Source organism: Gluconobacter sp. DsW_056 (genome assembly GCF_002153595.1).
Taxonomy (GTDB): Bacteria; Pseudomonadota; Alphaproteobacteria; order Acetobacterales; family Acetobacteraceae; genus Gluconobacter; species Gluconobacter albidus.
In genome coordinates, this window is the sequence record NZ_JOPF01000003.1 from 151202 (window position 1) to 175730 (window position 24529).

General features: G+C 60.8%; 19 protein-coding genes. 11 read left to right on the top strand and 8 right to left on the bottom strand.

Annotation, left to right across the window (positions count from 1 at the left end; all coding sequences use genetic code 11):
* The first annotated feature begins 46 nt into the window (after window positions 1-46).
* The 3 genes from HK22_RS02665 to HK22_RS02675 are packed head-to-tail and all read left to right on the top strand — an operon-like array spanning window position 47 to window position 3488.
* The gene (locus tag HK22_RS02665; protein ID WP_062031739.1) at window positions 47-973 is read left to right on the top strand and encodes an MBL fold metallo-hydrolase; all 927 of its coding nucleotides are present in this window, start codon (window positions 47-49) and stop codon (window positions 971-973) included.
* A 51-nt stretch (window positions 974-1024) separates the two neighbouring features.
* Window positions 1025-2713 carry a bifunctional protein tyrosine phosphatase family protein/NAD(P)/FAD-dependent oxidoreductase gene (locus tag HK22_RS02670; RefSeq protein ID WP_086648234.1) on the top strand — a complete coding sequence of 563 codons (1689 nt, stop codon included), beginning with the start codon at window positions 1025-1027 and terminating at the stop codon, window positions 2711-2713.
* A 7-nt stretch (window positions 2714-2720) separates the two neighbouring features.
* Complete coding sequence (locus tag HK22_RS02675) at window positions 2721-3488, top strand: sulfite exporter TauE/SafE family protein (protein ID WP_086648235.1); 768 nt, start codon at window positions 2721-2723, stop codon at window positions 3486-3488.
* A gap of 6 nt (window positions 3489-3494) precedes the next feature.
* Here the strand turns inward: HK22_RS02675 and HK22_RS02680 are convergent, their stop codons facing one another.
* Entirely contained in the window at window positions 3495-3845 is a 351-nt protein-coding gene (locus HK22_RS02680; protein WP_062031726.1) for a hypothetical protein, read from the bottom strand.
* A 265-nt stretch (window positions 3846-4110) separates the two neighbouring features.
* Between HK22_RS02680 and HK22_RS02685 the strand changes: the two genes are divergently transcribed.
* Both HK22_RS02685 and HK22_RS02690 read left to right on the top strand, forming a co-directional pair.
* Window positions 4111-4653 (top strand): cupin domain-containing protein, encoded by a 543-nt coding sequence (locus HK22_RS02685; RefSeq protein WP_062109207.1) that lies wholly within the window; start codon window positions 4111-4113, stop codon window positions 4651-4653.
* 244 nt (window positions 4654-4897) lie between these two features.
* Window positions 4898-5197: an STN domain-containing protein gene (locus HK22_RS02690; protein ID WP_143412367.1), complete on the top strand. Its 300-nt coding sequence runs from the start codon at window positions 4898-4900 to the stop codon at window positions 5195-5197.
* A 12-nt stretch (window positions 5198-5209) separates the two neighbouring features.
* Here HK22_RS02690 and HK22_RS02695 read toward each other — a convergent pair whose 3' ends face one another.
* The 3 genes from HK22_RS02695 to petA are packed head-to-tail and all read right to left on the bottom strand — an operon-like array spanning window position 5210 to window position 7719.
* Entirely contained in the window at window positions 5210-5914 is a 705-nt protein-coding gene (locus HK22_RS02695; protein ID WP_086648237.1) for a cytochrome c1, read from the bottom strand.
* Window positions 5911-7074: a cytochrome b N-terminal domain-containing protein gene (locus HK22_RS02700; RefSeq protein ID WP_086648238.1), complete on the bottom strand. Its 1164-nt coding sequence runs from the start codon at window positions 7072-7074 to the stop codon at window positions 5911-5913. Before HK22_RS02700 ends, HK22_RS02695 begins: the two co-directional genes overlap by 4 nt.
* A gap of 12 nt (window positions 7075-7086) precedes the next feature.
* The gene (petA, locus tag HK22_RS02705; protein WP_086648239.1) at window positions 7087-7719 is read right to left on the bottom strand and encodes a ubiquinol-cytochrome c reductase iron-sulfur subunit; all 633 of its coding nucleotides are present in this window, start codon (window positions 7717-7719) and stop codon (window positions 7087-7089) included.
* Between the two features lie 176 nt (window positions 7720-7895).
* On the opposite strand from petA, the gene HK22_RS02710 reads away from it, so the two are divergent.
* Together HK22_RS02710 and HK22_RS02715 are read left to right on the top strand one after the other, a co-directional pair.
* A complete protein-coding gene (locus tag HK22_RS02710; RefSeq protein WP_077802215.1) occupies window positions 7896-8369 on the top strand; it encodes a cytochrome c in 474 nt (157 codons plus the stop codon).
* A 129-nt stretch (window positions 8370-8498) separates the two neighbouring features.
* Window positions 8499-9152 (top strand): TetR/AcrR family transcriptional regulator, encoded by a 654-nt coding sequence (locus tag HK22_RS02715; protein ID WP_077802216.1) that lies wholly within the window; start codon window positions 8499-8501, stop codon window positions 9150-9152.
* Between the two features lie 15 nt (window positions 9153-9167).
* Here HK22_RS02715 and HK22_RS02720 read toward each other — a convergent pair whose 3' ends face one another.
* Complete coding sequence (locus HK22_RS02720; RefSeq protein WP_086648240.1) at window positions 9168-11492, bottom strand: TonB-dependent receptor; 2325 nt, start codon at window positions 11490-11492, stop codon at window positions 9168-9170.
* A 234-nt stretch (window positions 11493-11726) separates the two neighbouring features.
* Between HK22_RS02720 and HK22_RS02725 the strand changes: the two genes are divergently transcribed.
* Window positions 11727-14033: a TonB-dependent receptor gene (locus HK22_RS02725; RefSeq protein ID WP_062031699.1), complete on the top strand. Its 2307-nt coding sequence runs from the start codon at window positions 11727-11729 to the stop codon at window positions 14031-14033.
* 55 nt (window positions 14034-14088) lie between these two features.
* On the opposite strand, the gene HK22_RS02730 is transcribed toward HK22_RS02725, so the two are convergent.
* A complete protein-coding gene (locus HK22_RS02730) occupies window positions 14089-15846 on the bottom strand; it encodes a bifunctional diguanylate cyclase/phosphodiesterase (protein ID WP_062031697.1) in 1758 nt (585 codons plus the stop codon).
* Window positions 15847-16127: 281 nt separating this feature from the next.
* Entirely contained in the window at window positions 16128-16811 is a 684-nt protein-coding gene (locus HK22_RS02735) for a Fe2+-dependent dioxygenase (protein ID WP_077802219.1), read from the bottom strand.
* A 306-nt stretch (window positions 16812-17117) separates the two neighbouring features.
* Between HK22_RS02735 and HK22_RS02740 the strand changes: the two genes are divergently transcribed.
* The 3 genes from HK22_RS02740 to HK22_RS02750 are packed head-to-tail and all read left to right on the top strand — an operon-like array spanning window position 17118 to window position 22537.
* Window positions 17118-18290: a TolC family protein gene (locus tag HK22_RS02740; RefSeq protein WP_167369391.1), complete on the top strand. Its 1173-nt coding sequence runs from the start codon at window positions 17118-17120 to the stop codon at window positions 18288-18290.
* Window positions 18287-19450 (top strand): efflux RND transporter periplasmic adaptor subunit, encoded by a 1164-nt coding sequence (locus tag HK22_RS02745; RefSeq protein ID WP_086648241.1) that lies wholly within the window; start codon window positions 18287-18289, stop codon window positions 19448-19450. Before HK22_RS02740 ends, HK22_RS02745 begins: the two co-directional genes overlap by 4 nt.
* 9 nt (window positions 19451-19459) lie before the next feature.
* Complete coding sequence (locus tag HK22_RS02750; protein WP_086648242.1) at window positions 19460-22537, top strand: efflux RND transporter permease subunit; 3078 nt, start codon at window positions 19460-19462, stop codon at window positions 22535-22537.
* 22 nt (window positions 22538-22559) lie between these two features.
* Here the strand turns inward: HK22_RS02750 and HK22_RS02755 are convergent, their stop codons facing one another.
* The gene (locus tag HK22_RS02755) at window positions 22560-24491 is read right to left on the bottom strand and encodes a hypothetical protein (RefSeq protein ID WP_369827196.1); all 1932 of its coding nucleotides are present in this window, start codon (window positions 24489-24491) and stop codon (window positions 22560-22562) included.
* Window positions 24492-24529: the final 38 nt, after the last annotated feature.

Genomic DNA, 24529 nt, shown 5'->3' on the forward strand with positions numbered 1-24529 from the left:
TAATGAAAGTGTCGTAAAGACATTCCGCAGCCAGAAGGTGGACGCCATGCACGATGCAGCAATTCAGGCCGCGACCGACCAGATCCGGCGGACCGAGCAAGGCGCGACGCCCGTTCCCGTCGTCTGTACGTTTTTCGATGAAGCCACGAACACTGCGACGCATGTGGTCCATTGCCCCGTCACGAAGCACGCCGCCGTCATTGACAGCGTGCTTGATTATGACGCCGCGGCAGGACGCACATCGCATGGCTCGGCTCAGGCAATCGTCGATTATGTCGGGCGCGAAGGCCTGACTGTGGACTGGCAGCTTGAGACGCACGCTCATGCTGACCATCTCTCTGCCGCTCCGTGGCTGCAGGAAAAAATCGGCGGAAAGCTGGGGATCGGGGCGGATATCACGCTGGTCCAGGCTGTGTTTGGCAAGATCTTCAATGCGGGAACGCGGTTTGCGCGGGACGGGTCGCAGTTTGACCGTCTGTTCCGCGATGGCGAGACCTTCCGGATCGGGGAGCTTCCCGTAACGGTGCTGCATGTTCCGGGTCACACGCCGGCGGATATGGCGTTCGTGATCGGTGATGCGGCCTTTGTGGGCGATACGATCTTCATGCCGGATTTCGGTACGGCGCGGGCGGATTTCCCGGGCGGTGATCCGCGCCAGCTGTTCCGCTCCATCCGGCGTCTGCTTTCACTTCCGGTCGAGACGCGGCTGTTCCTGTGCCATGACTACAAGGCGCCGGGACGGGACGACTATGTCTGGCTGACGACGGTCGGGCACGAGCGCGGTTACAACATTCATGTTCATGACGGGGTGAGCGAAGAAGAGTTCGTGCAGATGCGCACGGCGCGCGACGCGACGCTTGCGATGCCGCGCCTCCTGATGCCGTCCGTGCAGGTCAACATGCGTGGCGGACACCTTCCCGAACCTGAAGCCGACGGCGTGAGCTACATCAAGATCCCCGTCAATCGCGTCTGAAATCCGTCTGTCCGGCACGGCCGTGCCCTGTTTTTCGTTTCTGGAGTTCCCATGCCAACCCGTCATCTGACCGACAGCTATGCCATTTCCCCCCAGATTGCCGTGCAGGATATTGCCGATCTGAAGGCTGAGGGGTTTCATACGATCCTGTGTTTCCGTCCCGATGGAGAGGCCCCGGATCAGCCGGATATGGCCGTGATCGAAGCCGCTGCAAAGGAAGCGGGGCTGGCGTTCGCAGCAATTCCTGTAAAATCCGGTACGGTGCCGAGCGATGCCCAGATTGCCGAAACGCGCCAGATTCTGGCCACGCTGCCTGCGCCGGTCGTAGGCTATTGCCGCTCCGGGACGCGGGCGGGGCAGATCTGGGCTCTGGCCGAGGCTGGCAAGCGCCCTGCCGCTGAAATTTTCGCGGCAACGGAGCGGGCCGGGGTGGATATCAGCCGTCTGCGGACGCGGATCGAGAAGGTTGCCGCTCCCGCAGCCGCCCCGCGCAGGGATGCAGCCCATTTTCAGGTGCTGATCATCGGCGGTGGTGCGGGTGGCCTGTCCACTGCGGGAAGCCTGCTCAAGCGGAACCGGAACCTGTCCATCGGTGTGGTGGAGCCGTCCAATGAGCATTTCTACCAGCCGGGCTGGACGTTTGTGGGCGGGGGCGTGTTTCAGGCCGCCCAGACGCGCCGCAAGGAAGCAGACGTCATGCCCAAGGACGTTGTCTGGGTGAAGCAGGCGGCAAAGCTGTTCCGGCCGGATGTGCGCGAGGTGGTGCTGACGGATGGCACGGTCGTGTCCTATGACGCGCTGGTCGTGGCGACGGGGATTACGCTGAACTGGGACGCCATTCCGGGTCTGGTGGAGACACTGGGCAGGAATGGTGTGACATCGAATTACCGTTTCGATCTGGCGCCCTACACCTGGCAGCTTGTGCAGCAGCTCAAGGGGGGCACTGCGATTTTCACGCAGCCGCCGATGCCGATCAAATGCGCCGGTGCGCCGCAGAAAGCTGTGTATCTGTCCTGCGATGCCTGGAAGCGCCGGGGCGTTCTGGATAGCATTTCGGTCGAGTTCGACACCGCAACGCCGGGGCTGTTTGGCGTCAAGGAATTCGTCCCGCCGCTGATGGAGTACATCAGGCGCTATCACGTCGGTCTGCAGACCGGATCGAAGCTGGTGGAAGTGGACGGACCGAACCGCAAGGCCGTTTTCGAGCGCAAGGTCGGGGATGGTGTGGAGCGGGTTGAACGGACGTTCGACATGCTGCATGTCGTGCCACCGCAGAGCGCGCCGCAGGTGATCCGCGAGAGCGCCCTGGCGGGATCGGACGGGTTTGTTGAGGTCAATCCGGCGACGTTGCAGCATGTGCGTTTCCCGGACGTGTTCGCCATCGGAGACGTGATCGGCACATCCTGCGCCAAGACGGCGGCCGCCGTCCGCGTACAGGCACCCGTGGTGGCGACCAATGTGCTGGCATTTCTGAAGCATCAGGGGCCGGTTTCGGAATATGAGGGCTATGGTGCCTGCCCGCTGACAGTGGAAAACGGACGGATCGTGCTGGCGGAGTTCAGCTATGGGGGCAAACTTGCACCCACGATGCCGAAATGGCTGCTCAATGGCCAAAAGCCGACGCGTCTGGCCTGGTGGCTCAAGAAATACGTCATGCCGCTGATGTACTGGGACGGGATGCTCAAGGGGCGTGAACTGATGGTCGCGCCCAAGCCTCTGACTGCGAAAAAAGGCGGCTGAGCGGATCGTGCATATTGCCCTTGAGCTGGCCTGCGGTGTTTTGATCGGGTTTACGCTGGGACTGATCGGGGGAGGCGGGTCCATTCTGGCCGTTCCTCTGATGGTCTATGTCGTGGGTGTGAAAAACGCCCATGTCGCCATCGGAACGAGCGCCATGGCGGTGGCGGTCAATGCTCTGGCCGGACTGGTCAGCCATGCCCGCGCGGGAACGGTCAAATGGAAATGCGCGGGCATTTTCGCGCCCTGCGGCGTGGCAGGCGCGTTGATCGGAGCGGCAGCGGGCAAGGCGGTCAATGGCGAGAAGCTGTTGCTGTGTTTTGCGCTGCTCATGATCGTCGTGGGCGTCCTCATGCTGCGGGGGCGCCGCAACAAGGGCGAGGCGGGGGCTGCGTGCAACCGCCAGAACATGCCGCGCGTCATGCTGGCCGGGGGCGGGACAGGACTGCTGTCCGGGTTTTTTGGAATTGGGGGCGGGTTCCTGATCGTGCCGGCGCTGATCGCCTGCACGCGGATGCCCATTCTCAATGCGGTTGGCACGTCCCTGGTCGCGGTGGCGGCGTTGGGGGCGAGTACGGCGTTGAGTTACATGCTCTCGGGCTATGTGGACTGGACGATGGGTTTGCTGTTCGTGGCGGGCGGTGTGGTCGGCAGCTTGCTGGGAACCCGTGCGGCGAAGCGTCTTTCAGGCTCCGGCCCTGCGCTGACCACGTTCTTTGCCTGCGTTATTTTCACGGTTGCGGCTTACATGATCTGGAAGAGCCTTGCCGCACTGTAAAAGGCATCAGTCGAGGCCGAAATTCGGAAAAATCGTGAAGCAGACCATCGAGAAATAGAACATGACCGCCAGCAGGATGTGACACATATAGAGCGGTGCGATCATGGCGCCGCGCCTGCGGAAAAACGCCATCAAAACACCGAAGGCTGCGATGGCGACAGCGAGTGCCACGTTCAGCATGAGACGGTTGTCACCATTGCTGATGGCAATGATGAGGAAGACCGCTCCCACGATGGCCGATCCGACGTGAACGGGCGTGAGGAAGCGGAAAGGGCGTTTGTAGCGGGCCGCGAAAATGGCGAGCCACACGCCCATGATGACCGTGAGGGTGAAACACCCCGTCGAAACATACAGCATCAGTCGTCCATCCTGTCTCTGCTAAAATCGCGGAGCCTTGACTGGAACAGCCGGAAGTCCGCACACGCCGTTCTGGGAGTTTGTCTACTCCAGAACGGCTTTGCGGGCCATATGTTCCGGGCTCACATGCCTTTGTCCGAAGAACGGCCCGGACAGGAATACGAAAAAATAATACTACCCCCCGGTATAACGATTTTCATGGTTTCCTTTCTGTTTCGATATGACATACTCATGACACGGAACAGGATAAGGGGCATGGGACAGGATGGATCTGGGAGCACGCCTGCGGTTTGTCCGGACGGCCAGGAACCTGTCACAGCGTGAGCTGGCCAAGCGGACCGGCGTCACCAACTCCACGATTTCCTTGATCGAATCCGGAGATATGAACCCCTCCGTCGGGACGCTCAAGCGTGTTCTGGACGGGATTCCCGTCACGCTTGGCGAATTTTTCAGTATCGCCCCGGAAGGCGGTGACAAGATCTTTTACCGCGCGGACGAACTGCTGACATTCGAGCAGGGGGGCGTGGTGTTCCGTCAGGTGGGCGCGCCATCATTCGGCAGGACGCTGCAGATCCTGCGGGAAAACTATGTTTCCGGTGCCGATACGGGGGCTGCGGTTTATGCCCATGAGGGCGAGGAAGGTGGTTTCATCCTTCACGGGCGCGTGGAAATCACGGTCGGAGACCGGCAGGAGATCCTTGGGCCGGGGGATGCGTATCATTTCGATAGTCGCCAGCCCCACCGGTTCCGATGTCTGAGTTCCGAAGGATGCGAAATCATCAGCGCCTGCACGCCGCCGACGTTTTAAGCGTTTCGGTCTGCTCTTCAAAAAAACGGGAGGGGTAAGGCGTCCTTCCGGCTGTTGCGTTCCGTCCTCTGGCGGGCCTGCCAGCAAAATGAGGCAGGTGCGCCCAGAAGGAGTCACGGGCATGCGAGACCGTCCGTATCCTGAGTATTTGACATGGTGTCGTCTCGCATCCGGATCTGTGCGGATGGGGTTGCAGGTGATGGTCTGTGTGTGCGTTCTCAGCGTGCCTGGATGGGGAGAAACCGTGACGCGGACGCCTGATATCTGTCCGGTTCGCAAAGCCGACTTGCAGATCGACACAAAAACCCTTGCAGCGGCTGTCGCAGAGCTGGAGCGCAAGACGCGATGCCCGGTTCTGATGGACGACGCGCTTTTGCAGGACGGGAGCAGCGTGGCCGTCAGGGGGCAGTATACGCCGCGGGATGCGCTGGTGCGGCTGCTTGGAAATGCGGAGCTGGACGTGATCGAGACGGTTCAGGGGTTGGCGGTCATGCCCCTGACCTATCGCGAGGCGCATCGTATGGATCGTGCCTCGCATCTGTAAGCACGACAGTCATCAGGGGCGTGATTTCCAGATCCGGCGTTGCAGCAGGAAGGTCAGGATCGCCATCAAGGCGAGATAGGTGAGGACGTAGAGGCCGATCCGTCTGCGTTCTGCTGCGTGCGGGTGTGCGACGTCGTTGAGGAAGGCCGAAACGTCGGTTGCCATCTGTGTGGTGGTGGCTTTTGTGCCGTCCGGATAGGTCAGCATGCCGTCCTGAAGGGGTGGAGGCATGCCGATATGCTTCCATTTCAGGGCCGTGTTGTAATAGCGGCCGTCATCAAGTTTTACGCCCGCAGGTGTGGGAGCATAGGACAGGAGAATGCGCTGGATCTGGTCCGGGCCGCCATGCAGCGTCATGGCCAGCCGGGACAGATCGGGCGGGAGCAGTCCGTGATTGGCAAGGCGCCCTATGGCCTCGTTGGGATAGGGCGAAAGGATGGGATCGGCGGGTGTGGCGGGACGGGTTTTCGGGTCGCCATTGTCGTCCGTTCCGTTCGGGATCTGCTGATCGGCCGCCCAGTTGCGGATGGCGTCCGGTGACAGTCCGAAGGCGGCCATATCGCCGTAATCGACATGGTCCATGCCGTGGCAGGCGGCGCAGACCTGCTGAAAGACGATCAGGCCGCGCTGGGCCGGGGTGCTGGCGCAGGCGGGAAGGGCACTGAGAAGGGGTGTGAGGCTGGCGGCAAGCACGAGATTCCGGAGCAGGCGGCTCATGATGTGATCTCCCGTTCCGAAACGAGCGGCATGACCACCAGAAAATGAATGAACCACCAGGCCATCGCCACCCGGCTGACGATCAGCCATGTTTCGGTCGGCGGATGCATTCCCGCGATGCCCAGCAGAATAAACGACACAAAAGCCAGCGGCAGGGACAGCCGCACCAGTGGGCGCCGTGTGGCCGGACGGGTGGGTGAACGGTCCAGCGAGGGCAGGGCGAACAGAACGGCCAGACTGCCCACAGCGAGGAGCAGCCCTCCGAGGCGGGACGGCACCGCGCGGAGAATTGCGTAAAATGGTGCAAAATACCATTCCGGCCGGATGTCACGCGGTGTGACGAGCGGATTGGCCTGAACATAATTGTCCGCGAGCGTCAGCAGGTCGGGCAGGAAAAAGACCAGCCCGGCATAGACCATCAAAAACAGACAGAGCGCGAAGCCGTCCCGGCTGGTGTAATACGGATGGAACGGCAGGGTCTGTTTCGGGCTGACAGGGTCAATGCCGGAAGGGTTGTTCGGCTTGACTACATGCAGGGCCGCAACATGCAGGGCGATGACGGCGAGGATCGCAAAAGCCATCGTGAAATGCAGCACGAACAGGCGGTGCAGGGCCGTGTTTCCCAGCGTTTCGCCGCCCAGAAGCAGTTCGGAAACCGGCTTGCCGATCAGGGGAATGGTATGGACCGCGTTCAGGACCACCGTGGCGCCCCAATAGGACATCTGCCCCCAGGGCAGGACGTAACCCGAGAACGCCGTGACCATCACCATCAGCATCAGGCCCAGCCCCGTCAGCCAGAGCAGTTCGCGCGGGGCCTTGTAGGAGCCGTACCAGAGGCTGCGCGCGATATGGATGTAGAGGCAGGCGAACAGCATGGTCACGCCGCCCATATGCAGGCTGCGCAGAAACCAGCCTGAGGGGATCTGCCGGTCTATGGCTTCGACGCTGGCGAAGGCCTGCGTAATGTCGGGGGTATAGTTGATGGCGAGGAACAGGCCGCTGGCGATCATGACGGCCATTGTCACGATCAGGAACGCGCCGAAGCTCCACAGGGCATTGAGGTTCCGGGGCATCGGAAAGGCGATGTATTCTCGGCGTAAAACGCTCATGACGGGCAGGCGCCGTTCAAGCCAGCCGGGAGTTTTCTCGGGTATGGGCATGGGGGCCGGTCCTCAGATCTGCTGGATGTCGGACATGCTGAACCCCGGATCGCCCGCGCTGTGGCCAATGCGGATTTTCGTGTCGGAGAGGAACGTCACGGGCGGGACCGGCAGATTATACGGCGCGGGCGCGCGTTGTGCGACGCGGCCTGCGGCGTCGAAATGCGAACCGTGACAGGGGCAGAAATATCCCCCCTCAGCCTCGGGCGCCGAGCCGGGTTTCTCGAAAGACGGGACGCAGCCCAGATGGGTGCAGATCCCCACCAGAACGCCATAATCGGCGCGGACCGAACGGTGCCAGTTCGTGGCGTCCTTCGGCTGCTGGAGCATTTTCGAGTCCGCGTCTCGCAGGGTGGCGATGTGGCCGGGCGTCTGTAGAGCGGCCAGCATCTGTGGTGTGCGATGCTGGATGAAAATGGGCCAGTCCTGCCACTGCACGGTCATGTCCTGTCCGGGAGCAAGAGAGGACAGATCGACCTCCAGCGTCCTGTCGGAAAGGGTCGTGGCGGCCGGGTTTTTCAGGCTGTTGAGGAAAGGGACGGCAAGGGCGCAGGCCCCCGCGCAGCCCAGTGTTACGGTTGCGGTCGTCAGCAGATCGCGTCGTTTCGTGCCGCCCGGGGGAGGGGGTGTCTCGCTCTGGGTCATGCGGAACCTCTGCCAACTGTGCCGGACCCCGGCAGGAAAGATGCGCGCAGGATAGGCGGATTTGCGGTTTCGAGAAAGACGCGGGCCGCCGTCTGGAGGCGGTAGCTTTCAGACGAACCGGGAGGTAATGTGTTTCAAACTGCTACGGCAACGCATATTCCGGAGGGCTTCGGGCCATGACGAAAAGACATGGGTTCAGGATCATGCTGGCGGGCCTTCTCGGCGTAGGGCCGTTCGTGACCTCGGCGGCGATGGCGGCGGATGGTGCAGCCCTGTACGCGGGGAAATGCGCGATGTGTCACGGTCCTGCGGGCGCAGGCCGACCGGGTGCTTTCCCGGCATTGGCGGGACGGGTTGGTGCAATTGCGGCCTCATCCGAAGGGAAGGCGTATCTTGCTGCGGTTCTGGTGAACGGGCTGCATGGTCCGATCCTGGTGGAAGGGCAGTCCTATAAGGGCTTCATGCCGTCGTTCAAGGCGCTGTCCGATGACGATATTGCCGCTGTGCTGAATTATGCCGCGACTCTTGGCGGAGGATCGTCGTCCGGGATTTCTGCTCAGGAGATCGCCTCGGTCCGGTCTGTTCCGATGGATGCAGCAGCAGTTCAGGCCAAGAGAACAGCGCTTCAGGCGAGCCATGTGATTCCCTGATGGAAAATGGACATCTTTTGATATCAAATAAACGCAATTGCGTGTTGTAACGAAGCGTCCATCTCTGACTAGCTGCGTTAACTCAAGAGATCATGTCGACCGATAAAATGGTCAGGAAGGGGAACACTCATGTCGCAGACCGCAGTGACACACACTTTACCGCTAAAGCCAGTGCATGTTCCCGTTCGGGACCGCGCACTGATCCGTGCGCCGGGACGGCCCATCAATCTCAGCCTGAAAGACAATATCCTCGCGGCGATCGCGCAGGTTCTGGCGGAGGAAGGCTATCAGGGCCTGACGATCAGTCGCGTGGCAAAAGCCGCTGGCGTTTCGACCGCCACGGTCTATCGGCGCTGGCCAACCAAACAGGCGATGTTCTTCGATGCCATTCGTCTGTGGCGCGACGATCTGACGCCGCAGATCGACACGGGAAGCTTTGCCGGGGACGTGGACGAACTGATCGCGGCGCGCGTCCGGTTCCTCGCCACACCGCTGGGCCGTACTTACGGGACCCTGCTGGGTGAGGCCGTGCATGATCCGCAGTTCGGTCAGGTTCTGTGGGAAACGAGCGTGGCACCTGCCCGTGCGCAGATGGCCCTGTTCCTTGAGCGCGCAAGCCGGCGTGGCGAGAAAGTTTTCTGCCAGGATCCGGATACGATTCTGGACATGCTGCTCAGCACAATCCACTTCCGGGCAATGAACATGCTGGGACGCGAGCCCATGAATACCGAGAAGAATCTTCAGGAAATCCAGTCGCTCGCGCACTGCCTGATTTCCTGCTGATCCGCCCCGAGGTTTTCAGAAGCCGCAGGAAACTCGGCCGCCGATGAAGCGCGGCGGTCCGGGGATGTAGAAATAGGTTGTCGTCGCCATCCCGCCACTTTCGAAAAAGCTGCGGTTGAGCAGGTTGGAAGCGTAGATCGTGGCTTCCCATTTTCCCGATGAGGGGCGAAGGGTCGCATGGGCGCCGAGCAGGAAATAAGGCGGCAGGCGATAGAATCCGGTGCCGCCAACCGCGATGGCCTGGCTGCCACGATACGACCAGTCCGGCCCCACATCGAGCCCCAGAGCTGAGGTCAGAGGCTGCCGCCATTCTGCCTGACCGTTCAGGGTGAGTTTAGGCTGTCCGTTGTCCACGCCAGCGAAATTGCTGTTGATGGCCCGCCAGACGCCTGTCTTGGCATAGGCCGCGTTCGTGGCGGCGCGGTTGACGTTCAGGAAGTCCTGATAATTCCCGCGCTGCCAGCCGATGTTCTGCGTCACGAAAACATGGCGCACGGGGTGGAGTTCGATCGTCCCTTCAAAACCCCAGCTTTCGGATTTCGGGACGTTCGTGATTTCGCTGAGCGGGCCGTAATTCGGGATCATCACTGTTCCAACGACCTGCTGGCCGTGGAAGTCGTTATAGAAGGCCGCACCGTTCAGGCGCAGGACATTGGGGATGGGATCGCTCTTGAAGCCGAGTTCGTAGGTCAGCACCGTCTCCGGTCCGAACGGATCAAGCTGGGCCTGGATCTGGGTGTTGTTGGCGCTGAAACCGCCAGGTTTGAAGCCCTTGCTCATCTTGTAATAGACGAGCGTGGTTTTTGTCGCCTGCCATGAGACGCCGACTTGTCCGGCAAACTGGGCTGAGGCCGTGCTCTCACCGTGGAAGGCCGTGGTCTTGCCGCCGAAGATTTCAGACGTCAGGCCCGGCAGGCTGCGGTCGTTAATTTCGTGCAGCAGGCCCGCAAACAGCGTGACGTTATGGGGCAGCCGGTAGCTGACATGGCCAAATTCGGACGTGCTTTCCTGATTCATGGAAAAAGACGTCGCCATCATGTAACCGCGGGCCGCATAGTCGGTGTAGTCGAAGAAGAAGCGCTGTTTCATCCGGCTGCGCTGGTAGAACGCGCCGACGACCCATTGCAGGCGGCTGTCGGGATTGCTGGAGCCCAGACGCAGCTCCTGTGTGAAGGCGTTGGCACTGATGGTGCGGTAGGTGTCTGCATCGGCGCGCGACGTGCCGTCCTGATCGGTGTATTCGCCCTGCCGCTCGGTCTCAAATGCCGTGACGGAGGTGAGTTTTGCAAACCCGAAATCATGGTCCATATGCAGGTCCCAGCCCCAGAACTGGTTGTGTTCACTGGGTTTGAGCCCTTCCGGACGTCCGATCAGGTTTGCGAACTCTGGCCGCATGGACCATTCGGCCTGCTGCTGACCCAGATGCGGGAGAGCGGCTGTGCCGATCAGGCGATGGACGGCCTGACTGGTCACGACCTGACTGTTGTCCTGCACGAAATGTCCGGACAGCAGGATCGTGGTGCGGTTGTCGTCCGAATGCCAGCGCAGCTTGCCGCGCAGGGCATAGGAGTCTGCATCGCCCAGATGGGCACCGTTCTGCGGGTCGGTCTGCCAGCCGCCACCCTGCCGGATCTGTCCGGCCAGACGGAAATCGAGCCCCTTGGCGATCGGGCCTGAAACATAGGCCTCGCTGCGGCTTCGGGCATAAGACGCAATGTCCTGACTGGCCCCATAATGCCAGGTGCTGGTCGGGTCGGCAGTGCGGAAGCGGATTTCGCCGCCGGTATCGGACTGCCCGTGCGTGGTCCCGACGGGACCGGGTGCAACTGTGGCGTCCGCCAGATCGAACATCAGGCCGCTCGACATGGTCGATAACGCGAAGGGCACGTCATCGAAATAGGTCATGACGGTGGGAATGTTGTTCATGGTGAAGTCGTTGAAGCCCACGCCACGCAGATAGAAATTGGTCGAGGCCGTCCCGTTGATCGACTGGATCGTCAGATTGGGCGCGACGCGCTCCAGATCGCGCAGGGTTATAACGCCGCGCTGGATCAGGCGCTCTGCACTGAGGCGGGTATCAGCGTCGGGAAGATGCTGTGCTGCGGCGAAGGCGAAATCCGTGCGGCGTGCGGTGACGGCGATTGTTTCGGTATCACGGGCCTGAACGGACAGGGGGCCGGCTTTGCGCGGGACTGACTTCGAGATTGACGGAAGGGCTTTCGTCCGATGAGGCGCGATAGCTTTTCCGGGCAGTGTCTTTGGTTTCTCCGTCGGGGCCGCGAGGGCGAGGGATGGGCCGAGAAGGCTGGCGCTCAGGAGAAGAGCCTTGCGAAGCGTCATGGGAAAAATCGGAGCTCCTGGGAAGGGCAGCGTCAGTCGTGGGCAGTCTGTCCGGAAAGGCGGACAAACCCGGCAATTCACGGTGCTTATATTGTACTTGTGCAACAGCGCCAACGCGCAACGCATCATGGCGGGTGAGGCGGCAGATTTCACTTGAATCGTTATGATATAACATAATAAGAGAGCCGCTCTGACAATCCTTCGTCTCTGCCTGCATCCCCGTCCGGAGGTTTCATGCCGTCTATTGTGTCTGCCCGTTCTTTTCTGCTGTTGCTGGGCTGCACCACCGCCCTTGCCGATTCCGCGTTTGCGCAGTCGGTAACGCCGTCTGCAACCTCTTCCCAGACGGCTGCGGCTTCCGCTGACGCCCAGACGGATGATGAGGCTTCCGCTGCCCGTTCCAGCTTCGGCCACACCGATGACCAGCATGGGACGACAACGACGGAAACAAGCCGCACGGGCGAAGATGCCGTTACTGTCAACGCCCATCTCGAGCGCGCCCGGGCCGCGCTTCAGCCTTCAACAGGGGCCACGGTCTACAATTTCTCGCGTCAGGCGATCGAGACCAATCCGGGCGGCGACAATGCTCCGCTGAACGCCCTGCTGCTTCAGGCTCCGGGCGTGGCGCAGGACAGTTACGGCCAGATCCATGTTCGTGGCGATCATAATGAAGTGCAGTTCCGTCTGGATGGCGTGGCCCTTCCGGAAGGTATGAGCGTTTTTGGACAGACGCTCATGACGCGCTTTGCCCATTCCATGTCGCTGACGACCGGCGCGCTCCCCAGTGAATACGGATTCCTTCAGGCTGGCGTGATCGATATCACCACGAAGAACGGATATTCGGATGCGGGCGGAGACGTTTCGATTTACGGTGGCGCGCGCGATTATTTCTTTCCGTCCGTGCAGTTCGGAGGTCATCACGGCAAGTGGGACTGGTTTGCGACGGGTGATTTCGTGCATAACCGTGTCGGTATCGAAAACACGACACCGAGCTTCAATGCCCTGCACGATCTGACGAACCAGTATCATTTTCTCGGGCATGGCCGTTACACGGTTGATGAAAATACCCGCATCAGCTTTACGGCCGGTGTGTCCAATGCGGAATACCAGCTCCCCAACAATCCGGGGCAGCAGCGCCAGTTTGCCAATCCGTCCTTTGCTGGCAGCGACCTGTCACAGCAGCTTTACGGCAATGGCGACAGCTCAAGCCTGAATGAACATCAGAAGGAAATTACGGATTTCGGCATCCTGTCCCTGCAGAAGGACATGGGCAAGCTGAGCTTCCAGACCTCCGCCGTGATGCGCTACAGTTCCCTGCGGTATTCGCCCGATCCGCTAGGCGACCTGGTCTATAACGGCATTGCACAGCGTGCGGCCCGTTCGGTCTTCTCGACGGGAACACAGTCCGACGCGACATGGCAGGCCGCGAAAGATCACACTGTCCGCTTCGGTTATCAGATCTATGTCGAACGAAACGTTTCCAAATCGGATTCAACCGTTTATCCCCAGACGGGTGAAGATGCCGACGGGGGTGCGGTTTATTCCGACAATCCGCTTACCATTCATGACGGAACGGGCCGTACGGGCTGGATGTACGGGCTCTATGCCCAGGACGAGTGGCGTCCGCTCAAGAACCTGACAGTCAATTATGGTCTGCGTTTCGATGGCGTGGATGAATATACGCACGCCAAGCAGGTCAGCCCTCGTCTGAATATTGTTTACAAGCCCTGGCATGGTGGGACGTTCCATGCTGGATATTCCCGTTACTTCACGCCGCCGCCGTTCGAGCTGGTGGGAGGCACTTCGCTTAACAAGTTCGCCAATACGTCTGCCGCTCCAGGAACGTTCCTGAACAGCAACGTCAAGGCCGAGCGTGACCATTATTTCGATGCGGGCTTCTCTCAGACCATCCTGCCGGGTTGGCATGCCTCTTTTGATGCCTATGTGAAGCTCGCTAAAAACATGATCGACGAAGGCCAGTTTGGCTCTCCCGTCATCCTGTCGGCGTTCAATTACCGTCGCGGTCAGGTTCATGGCTATGAATTCGCCACTGACTATACCCGTGGTGCCTTCAGTGTTTACGGCAATTTCTCCTGGTCCCGCGCGATCGGCAAGGACATCACGACCGCCCAGTGGAACTTCGATCCGGACGATCTGGCCTATACCAGCAAGCGCTGGATCCATCTGGACCACGATCAGCGCTGGACCGCTTCGGCAGGCGGCAGCTATTCCTTCTTCCACAGAACCGGCCATCCGCTGCGCCTGTCTGCAACGATGGTTTACGGCAGCGGTCTGCGTGCTGACGGTGCAACGCCCAACGGAGCTTCGGTTCCGCAGTACGCAACGTTCAACCTGTCGCTGGTCCAGTCCTTCAAGGATCTGTTCCACGTTCCTTTCCTCAAGCGGACCCAGCTTCGTCTGGATGTGACCAATCTGTTTGACCGGACCTATCTGCTGCGTGATGGCAGTGGCATTGGCGTCGGGGCACCGCAATACGGTCTGCGCCGTACGATCCTCACCGGTATTGATCAGCGTTTCTGAGTAACACGACCTGACGGGCTGAAGCGCCCGTCAGGTCATCCCGGTACAAGGACTTTTACAGAAGCGCCTTGTACCGGATTTTTTCCAGTGCGGCCGGGATGTCCATCACAGGCACTGCTTCGCACAGAAAATCCCCCTGCACGAAATCGCATTCCATTTCCAGAAGCGCGCGAACCTGCGAGGCGCTCCTGATACCTTCGGCGACCACCTTGCGTCCGAGGCTGTGCACGATGTCAATCACGCCCCTGATGATTGCCGCATCGGTCCCGTGACGCTCCAGCCCGGCTACAAATGCGCGGTTGATCTTGACGTAGTCGAACGTGATGGTCTTGAGGTGGGTCAGGGACGCAAATCCCGTGCCAAAATCGTCCAGAGAAATCTGGACTCCCTTGCGATGCAGCGTATCGAGTTCTCGCTCGACCTGTTGATGGTGTGGCCGCGAGAAGATGTTCTCGGTAATTTCGAGCGCCAGGGAATTGAGTGGAACGTTCATACCATCCGCGAGGCTGTCGAGCTTTCGAAAAAAATCGGTATTCTCGAAATCACAGGACGTGATGTTAATGGCGATCCGCTCAAAACGAACGTTCTTTTCGCGGAGTCTGCTCATATCTTCCATGACCCTGTGCGTCACGAAAGTATTCAGGGTCATGGTCAGGCTGTGATCTTCGAAAACCTCGGGGAAATATTGCGGAGAGAGCACTTTATGCTGCGGATGGTCCCAGTGCAGAAGGGCTTCGAATGAAATGCGTCCTGGAACGCTCAGAGAAAAAATGGGCTGGTAGAAAACCTTGATGCTCTGGTCGCGCAGGCCACTCTGGACGCGTCGGCGGAGACGGGCAGCAAGGTCCAGCTTTTCTTCCATGACGGGATGGTATTCCCGCATGCGGTTCCGGCCTTCTGTTTTGGCAGCATAGAGGGCCAGATCGGCGCATTTCAGAAGGGTTTTTTCCCGTGCATCGGACAGGGGTACAGACACATACCCGATACTCACGGTGCAGGCATGGGTCATGGTCCGGTTGCGGATGCTGAAGCGCATCTGCTCCAGGATGTCCTGAAGGATTGTCTCGAACAGGACCAGAGTGTCGCCCGTCATGAGAACGGCAAACTCATCGCCTCCAATGCGGGCGATGAAGCAGCTGTCGCTCTCGAATTCCTGTAGCTTTTCGGCAACCTTGCGCAAAAGGCGGTCGCCGGAATCGTGGCCGGACGTATCGTTGATCGTTTTGAAGGTATCTATGTCGAGCAGGGCCAGACAGATATGGCTTGCGGTGCTCGTACGGAGTGTTCTGCGCAGGGTATGTGAAAAATGAAGCCGGTTCGAAATCTTGGTCAGGAAGTCTGTATTGACGACTTTCTGCAGTTTCTGCCTGCTTGATTTGAGATGGTTTTCAGCCTGTTTGCGGTCGGTGATATCAAAGCGGATGGCCACATAGCTCGTGACTTTTCCGCTTTCCGAGATATGAGGGACGATCGTGGTGTCGACCCAGTACAGACTGCCGTCCTGGCGCCGGTTGCAGATCTCGCCATGCCAGACATTGCCTGAGGCGATCGTGCGGTACATCTGGCGAAAGAATTTTTTGTCATGCTGCTTTGAGCGCAGCATGCGGTGATCGTTTCCGATGAGCTGCTCACGGGTGTAGCCGCTGATTTCCTCAAACCGGTTGTTGACGGAAAGAATACGGCCGCGGGTATCGGTGATGGCGACAATAGCGGAGCAGTCCAGAGCGTGAAGGACAAAGTCATCACGGGCTCCCTGTGGCCAGTTCTGGACAGAATTCAGGCTTTGCCTGAAGTCATCCTTTTGCTTTTCCATCACCCGAATTGACTCTCTCGATAGGAGAATTGACTATTATCCTACAATAATTAAACGTTCGTTAAAAGGCTGTCCGGGTGTGTTCGGGTGAATCTTCGCCGGCTCTGTTGCAGAGTTTTTTCTTTTCTGCGCTGATTATGTCAGCTTTTATTTAATTTCTTTCAGTAGAGACGGCTTTCAGCGGATTGCCGAGGCGATCTGATCTTTCATAACGCCTCGGTGATGCGGTTGAGAACCCGCCTTTCTGTTTTTATGTGTGTCGGCAGGTACGGATATGGGGGTCAGAGTTCCGCCCACTGTCGCAGAAGATTGTGATAGGTCGAGGTCAGGCCAAGGACGGCGGGGTGGCTGTCGGGCAGGGACTTGCGGGTCTCGATGATGGAGCAGTCGAAGTCGTAGAGCAGTCTGCGCTTCGTATCGTCACGCACCATGGACTGCGACCAGAAGAATGAAGCCCAGCGGCTGCCGCTGGTGATACGGTTGACGCTGTGCAGGCTGGTCGAGGGATAGAGCACCATGTCGCCCGCGGGAAGTTTCACGCTCTGGGTGCCGTAGGTATCCTGAATGACGAGTTCGCCGCCTTCATATTCGTCCGGGCCGGTGAGGAACAGCGTTGAGGAAACATCGGTGCGGATGCGCATGCCCGTGCCGGGGACAGGGCGGATGGCGTTGTCCACATGAGCGTCGAAATGCATGCCCGTATCGTAGCGGTTGAAAAGCGGCGGGTAGACGCGCAGCGGCAGGGCCGCGCTGTTGAACGTCGGATTGCGGCCCAGGGCGCGCAGGATGGTTTCCCCGAGTTCGCGGCATTCCGGAGAGTCCTGCGGGATCTGGAGATTCAGCTTGGCCCGTGCGGACTGTTCTCCAGCCGTGACACGGCCATCCGTCCACTCGGCCGCTTCCAGCCTGTTGCGGAAATGGCGGACTTCTTCGGGAGAAAGGACGTTCGGGATATGGATCAGCATGGATGTTGGGCCCTAGGGGAGTAAGGACGGACATTAAATGAGAGTGACTCTTAGCTTTGAGTCATAAGGCTGTTTGGGAAGAGGAGCAATTGACGCAGCAGCTGCGTGACGCACCCGGAATGCGGAGAGACAGTCGCATTTCTGTCCGTTGACACGTCTCGCCGGTCGGGGGATGAGACGGGAATGGCATTTCATTTCCTTTGTGTTGCGCGGTCTGCAGGGGGCGCGTGCAGGCTGTGGGCCAGCGTGGGGCTTCTGGCTGTCATCTGTGTCGCAGGCGCAGAAAATGGCTGTGCCGAAGGGAGTATGACAGCACCGCTTTCAATGCATGATGCGATTGCCGCGGCGTGGAAAAATGATCCCGTCCGGATCGAACTCGAGACCAATCAGGAGTCTGCGGATGCGCGGGCGAAGGCAGCGCAGTCCTGGTTCGCGGGTGGCCCGACACTGAGCGGTGAATACTATGATGACCGTATCAGCGGGGACAATCATGGGTACATCACCTGGCAGGGGGGTGTTTCGGTGCCGCTCTGGCTGCCCGGACAAGGCACGGCCACCGAAAACGTTGCGAAGGCCGAAGCGAAAACCGCGACCGTTCGCCTGGATGTGGAGCGCATGTCCGTTGCGGTGCGGGTCGTGGATGCAACCGGGGCCGCGATCATGGCGATGCGCCGGCAGACTGCGGCACTGGCGACGGTGTCCGCATTGCGCAGGATCGAGGCCGATGTGCAGCGGGCCGGACATGCGGGCGAGACTGCGATGTCCGACCAGCAGGCCGTGGAAGCACAGCTCGCCCAGGCCCGGACCGAAGCGGACATGGCCGCCGAGGAAATCGAAACCACTGCGAGCCAGTTGCGGACCCTGACCGGCCTGCCGGGGGTGCCGGATATCACGCAGGCGGATGACCACTGGCTGGAGCTGACGCGTGCCAATGACGGACGCTGGGTCGAAGACATTGATCCGCGTGTGCGGGCAACGCATCAGGCCGTGATTGCGGCGCAGAACCAGATGAAGCTGGTCCGCAGGAGCTTCATGCCCAACCCCGAAGTGGGCGTCGATGCGATTGATCAGGGGCAGTATGGGAGTCCGTGGGATACGCAGGTGGGCGTCAATCTGCGGGTGCCGCTGCCGAGTGCAGTGACGAATACTCCGCAGGAATCCGCCGCCCGGGACCGCATGGCTGCTGCAACACGACAGGAAGTCGAGGCGCGCCGGGCCGTGCGGAACGAGATGGCACAGGTCCGGGCACGGCTGGTAGCGGCGACCGGCGCGCGCTCCAACGCCCGCGTTGAAGCCAGTTCCATGCTGCACCGGGCGGACGGGATGGAGCGTTCCTGGCGGGTGGGCGAGACGCCGCTGATCGAGGCGCTGCGGGCCCGGACGGATGCGTATCGCGCGCTGCTGGATCTGAACCGTGCGGAGATTGCCTGGCATGCGGCCGTTATCCGGATGGGTATTGCGACGGGGACCATTCCATGAGCCGCTTTTCACGTTTTCTGATCGTCGGGGTGGCTGCATGTGCTCTGAATTGTGCGCATGCGGCTGAATCGCCGGGCTGGATGCAGCCCCTGACACTGGGGGCGCAGGCGCGGGACGCGGAGCATCTGCGGACCGCGACCGTCCGTCAGGGAACACTGCATGACACGGTGTCGGCGCTGGCTCAGGTGAGCGCCGATCTCTCCCGGACAGTCGTGATCCGTACGAGCGGGGACGGCAAAGTCACGGCGGTCCGGGTGACACCAGGGCAGACCGTGGAGCCGGGACAGGCGCTCATTGATTACACCGATCATTCGCTGCATGTGCTGCATCTTCAGATGGAGCAGGATCAGGCCGCGCTGGCCTCGGCGAAAGCGACGCTGGGGGAAGCCGAACTGGCTTATCGTCGCGGGCAGTCGCTTGTCGGCAGTACGGTGTCGGTCGGGGAAGTGCGGCGGCGTCAGGCGGCGGTGCAGCAGGCCCGCAGCATGGTTGTGGCGCGGGAAGCGGATATCGGGCTGATCGAGCATCGCCTGACGGAAGAGTTCACCTCCGTGACGGAAAAGATCGTGCAGGATGAGGCCTCCACGCTCATTTCGCCGGTGCGGGGTGTCGTACAGTCCATCCAGACTTCCGTGGCCTCTGACGTGACGCCGGGGCAGGCCGTGGCGACGGTCGTGGATCTGTCGGGCGTGTGGATCGTCGCGGATCTGCGGCCCGATGAAGTGTCCCGGCTGGGCGTGGGAAGTGTCGTGACGGTTCGGCCTTCAGGAAATACGCGGGCCGAGCCGTTCCATGCGAAAATTACGACGATTGATGGTGTGGCAGACCCGGTGACGGGACTGGTCAAGGTCGTCTGTGTTGTGGACCGGCCTGTTGCCTTCCTGCGACCGGGCGTCATGCTGGACGCGACCTTGGAAACCAGCGAGGCCGTCGAGGGCATGATCGTCCCGGCCAATGCGGTGCAGACGATCGAAGGGCACGATCTTGTCTATGTCCAGACGTTGGAGGGCCATTATGCGCCGCGCGAGGTCCGGGTCAGGCTGGCCACGGATGAGAGCGCCGTCGTGCAGGGCCCTCTGAAGGTGGGAGACATCGTGGTGACGGAGGGCAGTTTCGTTCTGAAATCCATGTCGCTCGTCAGCGGGCTGGATACGGACTGACCGGGTTTCATGCTGCATTTTTTCCAGTCCAACCGTTTTGTCCTGCTGGGCCTGCTTGTCGCGCTGATGATCGGCGGGATTATGACCGTGCCGGGACTGCCGGTCGAGCCGGTACCGGATATTTCACCCAAACAGGTCATGGTTTCGGTCACTGCACCCGGACTGGCGACGGAAGAGGTCGAGAAGCTCATCACCTTCCCCGTCGAGGCCAGCCTGACCGGAATTCCGGGCGTTACGGATCTGCGGTCTGTGTCCCGGACGGGCGTGTCGGCGGTCTATCTCCAGTTCGATGATGCGACGGATATTGATCTGGACCGGGCGCGGGTGTCGGAACGGCTGCAGGCGGCGCGGGACAGCATCACGCTTCCGGGCGTAAGTGTGTCGATGGGGCCGCTCGCAACGGGCATGGGCGAGATCATGCAGCTTCAGATCCGGGGTGGCGGTCTGTCGCTGATGGAACTGAACCGTCTCATGACCTGGACGGTCGTACCGCAGCTCCGGCTGGTGCCGGGCGTGGTGGATGTCAACGTCAATGGCGGGTCGGTCGAGACGTATCAGGTGGCGGTTGATCCGGCGCGGATGCGGGCGTTCGGTGTGTCGATCGGCGATATCGTTCAGGCCGTGGACACGAATAATGCCTCGTCGGGTGGGGGCTGGATTGCGCATCATGCCGAGCAGAATGTCGTGGTCGGGCGTGCGCTCGTGGGCAGTCTGGCGGATTTTGGCGCCATACCCGTAAAATTTGGCACGAATGGTCATGTGATCCGGCTGCGCGACATGGGCATTGTGTCCGCAGGGCCCCGCACGCGGCTTGGAGCCGTGACGCGCGACGGGCAGGGCGAGGCAGTCATTGGCGTCGTGATGATGCAGACCGGCGCAAGTTCAAATGCGACGCTGGATGCGATCCGGCATGTTCTGCCGACGATCCGCCAGTCCCTGCCGCCGGGTGTCACGCTGGAGTCGTTTTACAGCCGGGCGGATCTGACGGGCCAGACGATCCATACGGTCAAGGAAAACCTGTTGATCGGTGCGGCTCTGGTGCTGTTTGTGCTGGTGGTCGTTCTGGGAGACTGGCGGGCGGCACTGGTGATCGTGTCCGTCATTCCGGCGTCCCTGGTCGCGGCGATGGCGGGGATGCGGCTGTTTGGCGTATCGGCCAATCTGCTGAGCCTGGGCGCGATTGATTTCGGGATGATCGTGGACAGCTCGCTCGTCGTGGTGGAACACATCATGGTCGAGCGCGGCGAGAACCGGGAAGGAAAGCCCTTTGCCGCGTTGACGGCGGAGGCTGCGCGCGCCGTGGTGCGGCCGGTGAGTTTTGCGATTTTCGTCATCATCATGGTCTATCTGCCGGTGCTCACGCTTCAGGGCATCGAGGGCAAGATGTTCCGGCCGATGGCGCAGACAGTCATTATGGCCCTGCTGGCCTCACTGGTTTACTGCTTCGTCTGCGTGCCGGTTCTTGCAGCAATGCTGATGCGCAATGTCCAGGCGGACCGGGAGACCGCTTTCGTACGGACCGTGCGCCGGTATTACGAGCCCGCTTTGCGCTGGACCGAGCACCATAGCGGGCGACTGCTGATCGTCACGGGTGTCGCATTTATCACGGCGGTGCTGATCGGTGGGCGGCTGGGTGGCGAGTTCGTGCCGCAGCTTGAGGAAGGCTCGCTGGTCGTGACCTCGACGCGCCTGCCCGGAGCCTCGCTGGAGACGGTGCTGGCTAGCGTGACGGCGGAGGAAAAGATCCTGCGTTCTTTCCCTGAAGTCCGGACGGTTGTGAGCAGCACGGGAACGGCGGCGATCCCGACCGACCCGATGGGGACGAACGAGACCGATACGTTCGTTTTCCTGCGTCCCCACGACGAGTGGAAAACGGCGTCCACCCAGACGGAACTGGTCACGAAAATCAATGACACCCTGCAGAAAACCCTGCCGGATGCGGCGTATTCGTGGTCGCAGCCGATCCAGATGCGGATGGACGATTTGCTCGCCGGGGTCAGGACACAGCTTGCGATTTCGATCTATGGCGATGACCTGTCGGAGCTGAACCGGATTGCAGGAGAGGTCGTCACGACGCTGCAAATCGTGCCGGGCGCGGCGGATGTGGCGTTGCAGGGAAGCGGGACCGTGCCTTTCCTGCATATCGACGTCAACCGCGATGCGGCCGCCCGCCTCGGGGTCGCGGTGCCAGATATTCTGGCGGTGGTGGAGGCCGTCGGCGGTCATGTCGGCAAGCCCGTGACGGTGCAGGGGGCGATCATTCCCACGCAGGTGCGTCTGCGGGCGGATGCGGTCAGTTCGCCGGACAGGATCGGCCATCTGCAGGTGCGCCGTGCGGATGGGAAGGGCTGGGTTCTGCTGTCACAGGTCGCGGATATCGTGCTGTCGGATGGCGTGCCGCGCATCGACCGGGACAACATCCACCGCCGGGTGATCGTTCAGGCCAATATCCGCGGGCGGGACGTCAGTTCGTTCGTGGCGGCCGCGCAAAAAGCGGTGGTGCAGAATGTGAAACTGCCACAGGGCTACCGGATGGTCTGGGCCGGGCAGTTCCGCAATCTGCAATCGGCGCTGCACCGTCTGTTCATCGTCGTGCCGATCGCGCTGGCGCTGATTTTTTTGCTGCTCGTGGCGGCTTTGGGATCGTTCGGCGCGGCGTCACTCGTGTTTGCCAACCTGCCGATGGCGGCGACGGGCGGCATTTTCATGCTGGCGCTGCGTGGGCTGCCTTTCAGCATTGCGGCGGGGATCGGGTTCATCGCGCTGTTTGGCGTAGCGATCCTGAACGGTGTTGTGCTGGTTAGCCAGATCCGCGTGTTCCGGGAACAGGGACTGGCAGCGGCGGATGCGGCATTTCAGGCCGCGCGGAGCCGGTTGCGGCCCGTTCTGGCGACGGCATCCGTAGCCAGTCTGGGCTTTTTCCCGATGGCGTTTTCGGGGGGATCGGGCGCGGAAGTCGAGCGGCCTCTGGCGTCTGTCGTGATCGGAGGGCTGATTTCTTCCACGCTCCTGACGCTGTTCGTATTGCCGACGCTTTATGCGCGTTTCTTTGGCCGCGACGATCAGGAAGCACCGGAGCAGAAGTAGGTCTGTCCGGTGCGGAGGGCTCTTACTGGAAGGGCAGGTAGCGGAAGTCGAAGAAGATCTGGCTCATGCTGGTATGCGGATCGCCGCCAATGCCGGACCAGATCTGGCGTTGGGCATAGGCAAGCTGTGTGCCCGCCTCGACAGTTCCGAATTTGCCCTTGAAGAAACGCCACCAGCCGCCGATCGTGACTTCGGACACACCGCGCGTGTTGGCCGTGCAGGACAGGGCGGAGAGTTCCTGAAGGCACCCAGCATTGGAATAGGCAGGGTTACCGTAGCCATAAGACCCGCCGTTTTCGTTGAAATAGGAATGGCCGACGCGTTGAGTGCCGAAATAGCCGTACACATCAATCCGCGGATTGGGATGCGCGATGATGCCTGCCTGCGCCTGGATGCCGAAAAGCGGATCGGGGCTGCCATTGGCCTTGAGCGTGGCGTCGGGGAGCAGGACGGAACCGTAGCGGTTGATGCCCCAGCCCGCGAGGCCAGCCATACGCAGTTCCAGTTTGCCGGGGATGAGAGGCAGGATCATGGAACCACCCGCTCCTCCGCCGACAGCGGTGTTGTTATGGCCGGTATGGCCCATGGTTACGCGGTCATGGGGGAAGTGCAGGATGCCTTCCATTTCGTAGTGACCCCAGACCGGATCGTAAGCGACCTTTCCAATGACATCAGGAGCGATTTCATTGGAAAAATTGGTCGTATCATTGGTCAGACCGACGCCGTTTTCCCCGATCGTGACGGTCGAGCCATTGGGCATCGCAACAGCGCCGTTCGTGTTTGAAAAGCCGGTCGTATCATACAGCGTGGCAGGGTTTTCGATGGAAAGGCCGGTCCACAGGCGGTGATGGAAGAAATCCTTCACGATGCGGACCTGCCATTGCCGGGACCATGTCTGGCCTGCGAGCATGGACGCCTCGATCGTTTCCGGAAGGCTTTCCTGACGTGCGACGATACCTGCACGACCCGGCGTCAGGAGGCTCCAGGCCTGACCGCCCAGGAAATGCCACCCTTCCTTGTTGTCGTCATAGGCGAGATAGGCCTGACGCATACGAAAGGAATAGCTGTTGCTCTCGTAAGGGTCGGTCGTGACCGCACCCGCGCCGAAATCAGACTCGAAGAAGCCGGAAATCGTCGCTTCCGAATCAATATTGCCGCGCGCCAGCAGGGACAGGCGGCTGTAACGTGCACCCCCGTCGAAATTATTGGTGTGATAGCGCGGCTCGTTCGGATACGGCATGTCCTGCCAGTAATTGAACGTGTCCGAAGCGATATGACGGTTTTCGAGCACGGCGGCAGTATCGACGAACCCACCCAGCATGAGCGTGACGCGACCGAGATGGAAAACCCCATGATCGCCAACAGCGCCCGCAGCCTGCGCGCCGAGCGTTTCACGCGGATGGGGGCCGACGCCGTTTTCCGCGAAATGAACAAGCACGTCTTCGGCGCGATGTCCCACGACGGCAAGTTCCGATCCCCTGTCGGTGTCGACCAAGGCACGTCCGGTCGGGGAGAGAGAGACCCTGTCGCGCCGCGCATGGGCGCCACGCATTGGCTCATAGCCAGAGGCGGCCGTCATCTCACGTTCGGAGGCGGGAGGATTGAGGGGGGCGTTCGCCTTGATTCCCGGACGGTGCAGCGAGGCCGTCGTGAGGCGGCCTGAGCGATTTTCCTGGGAGGCGGTCTGTTCGGCATGGGGGGAACTCGCACGCGCCGTAGATGCGCCGGAAGCATGATGCCGGGCGATTTCTTCTTTCAGGATGGCCATGTCGTGATTGATGGCGCGCTGTTCTTCCTGGACATGAGCCTGAGCGGCCTGAAGGCGGCTCATTTCCTGTTCCATTTTCGAAACAATATCGTCGTCTGCCCGCGCTGGTGCGCTCAGTGCGAGTGCACCCAGAGCCGTTCCAAGAAACAGGGAGCCGCGTCCCGAATAGCGCAGGGATCGCAGCATGTGAAAGGTGAACAGAATCAAGTAATCCCCCGTGTCAA

What these genes read in the sequence shown, in the direction of transcription:
- HK22_RS02740 (WP_167369391.1), top strand. Translation starts at nt 17,118, where the DNA reads ATGACAGCACCGCTTTCAATGCATGATGCGATTGCCGCGGCGTGGAAA.
- petA (WP_086648239.1), bottom strand. Translation starts at nt 7,719, where the DNA reads ATGACCCAGAGCGAGACACCCCCTCCCCCGGGCGGCACGAAACGACGC.
- HK22_RS02685 (WP_062109207.1), top strand. Translation starts at nt 4,111, where the DNA reads ATGGATCTGGGAGCACGCCTGCGGTTTGTCCGGACGGCCAGGAACCTG.
- HK22_RS02715 (WP_077802216.1), top strand. Translation starts at nt 8,499, where the DNA reads ATGTCGCAGACCGCAGTGACACACACTTTACCGCTAAAGCCAGTGCAT.
- HK22_RS02695 (WP_086648237.1), bottom strand. Translation starts at nt 5,914, where the DNA reads ATGAGCCGCCTGCTCCGGAATCTCGTGCTTGCCGCCAGCCTCACACCC.
- HK22_RS02670 (WP_086648234.1), top strand. Translation starts at nt 1,025, where the DNA reads ATGCCAACCCGTCATCTGACCGACAGCTATGCCATTTCCCCCCAGATT.
- HK22_RS02745 (WP_086648241.1), top strand. Translation starts at nt 18,287, where the DNA reads ATGAGCCGCTTTTCACGTTTTCTGATCGTCGGGGTGGCTGCATGTGCT.
- HK22_RS02750 (WP_086648242.1), top strand. Translation starts at nt 19,460, where the DNA reads ATGCTGCATTTTTTCCAGTCCAACCGTTTTGTCCTGCTGGGCCTGCTT.
- HK22_RS02720 (WP_086648240.1), bottom strand. Translation starts at nt 11,492, where the DNA reads ATGACGCTTCGCAAGGCTCTTCTCCTGAGCGCCAGCCTTCTCGGCCCA.
- HK22_RS02665 (WP_062031739.1), top strand. Translation starts at nt 47, where the DNA reads ATGCACGATGCAGCAATTCAGGCCGCGACCGACCAGATCCGGCGGACC.
- HK22_RS02710 (WP_077802215.1), top strand. Translation starts at nt 7,896, where the DNA reads ATGACGAAAAGACATGGGTTCAGGATCATGCTGGCGGGCCTTCTCGGC.
- HK22_RS02755 (WP_369827196.1), bottom strand. Translation starts at nt 24,491, where the DNA reads ATGCTGCGATCCCTGCGCTATTCGGGACGCGGCTCCCTGTTTCTTGGA.
- HK22_RS02735 (WP_077802219.1), bottom strand. Translation starts at nt 16,811, where the DNA reads ATGCTGATCCATATCCCGAACGTCCTTTCTCCCGAAGAAGTCCGCCAT.
- HK22_RS02700 (WP_086648238.1), bottom strand. Translation starts at nt 7,074, where the DNA reads ATGCCCATACCCGAGAAAACTCCCGGCTGGCTTGAACGGCGCCTGCCC.
- HK22_RS02730 (WP_062031697.1), bottom strand. Translation starts at nt 15,846, where the DNA reads ATGGAAAAGCAAAAGGATGACTTCAGGCAAAGCCTGAATTCTGTCCAG.
- HK22_RS02680 (WP_062031726.1), bottom strand. Translation starts at nt 3,845, where the DNA reads ATGCTGTATGTTTCGACGGGGTGTTTCACCCTCACGGTCATCATGGGC.
- HK22_RS02725 (WP_062031699.1), top strand. Translation starts at nt 11,727, where the DNA reads ATGCCGTCTATTGTGTCTGCCCGTTCTTTTCTGCTGTTGCTGGGCTGC.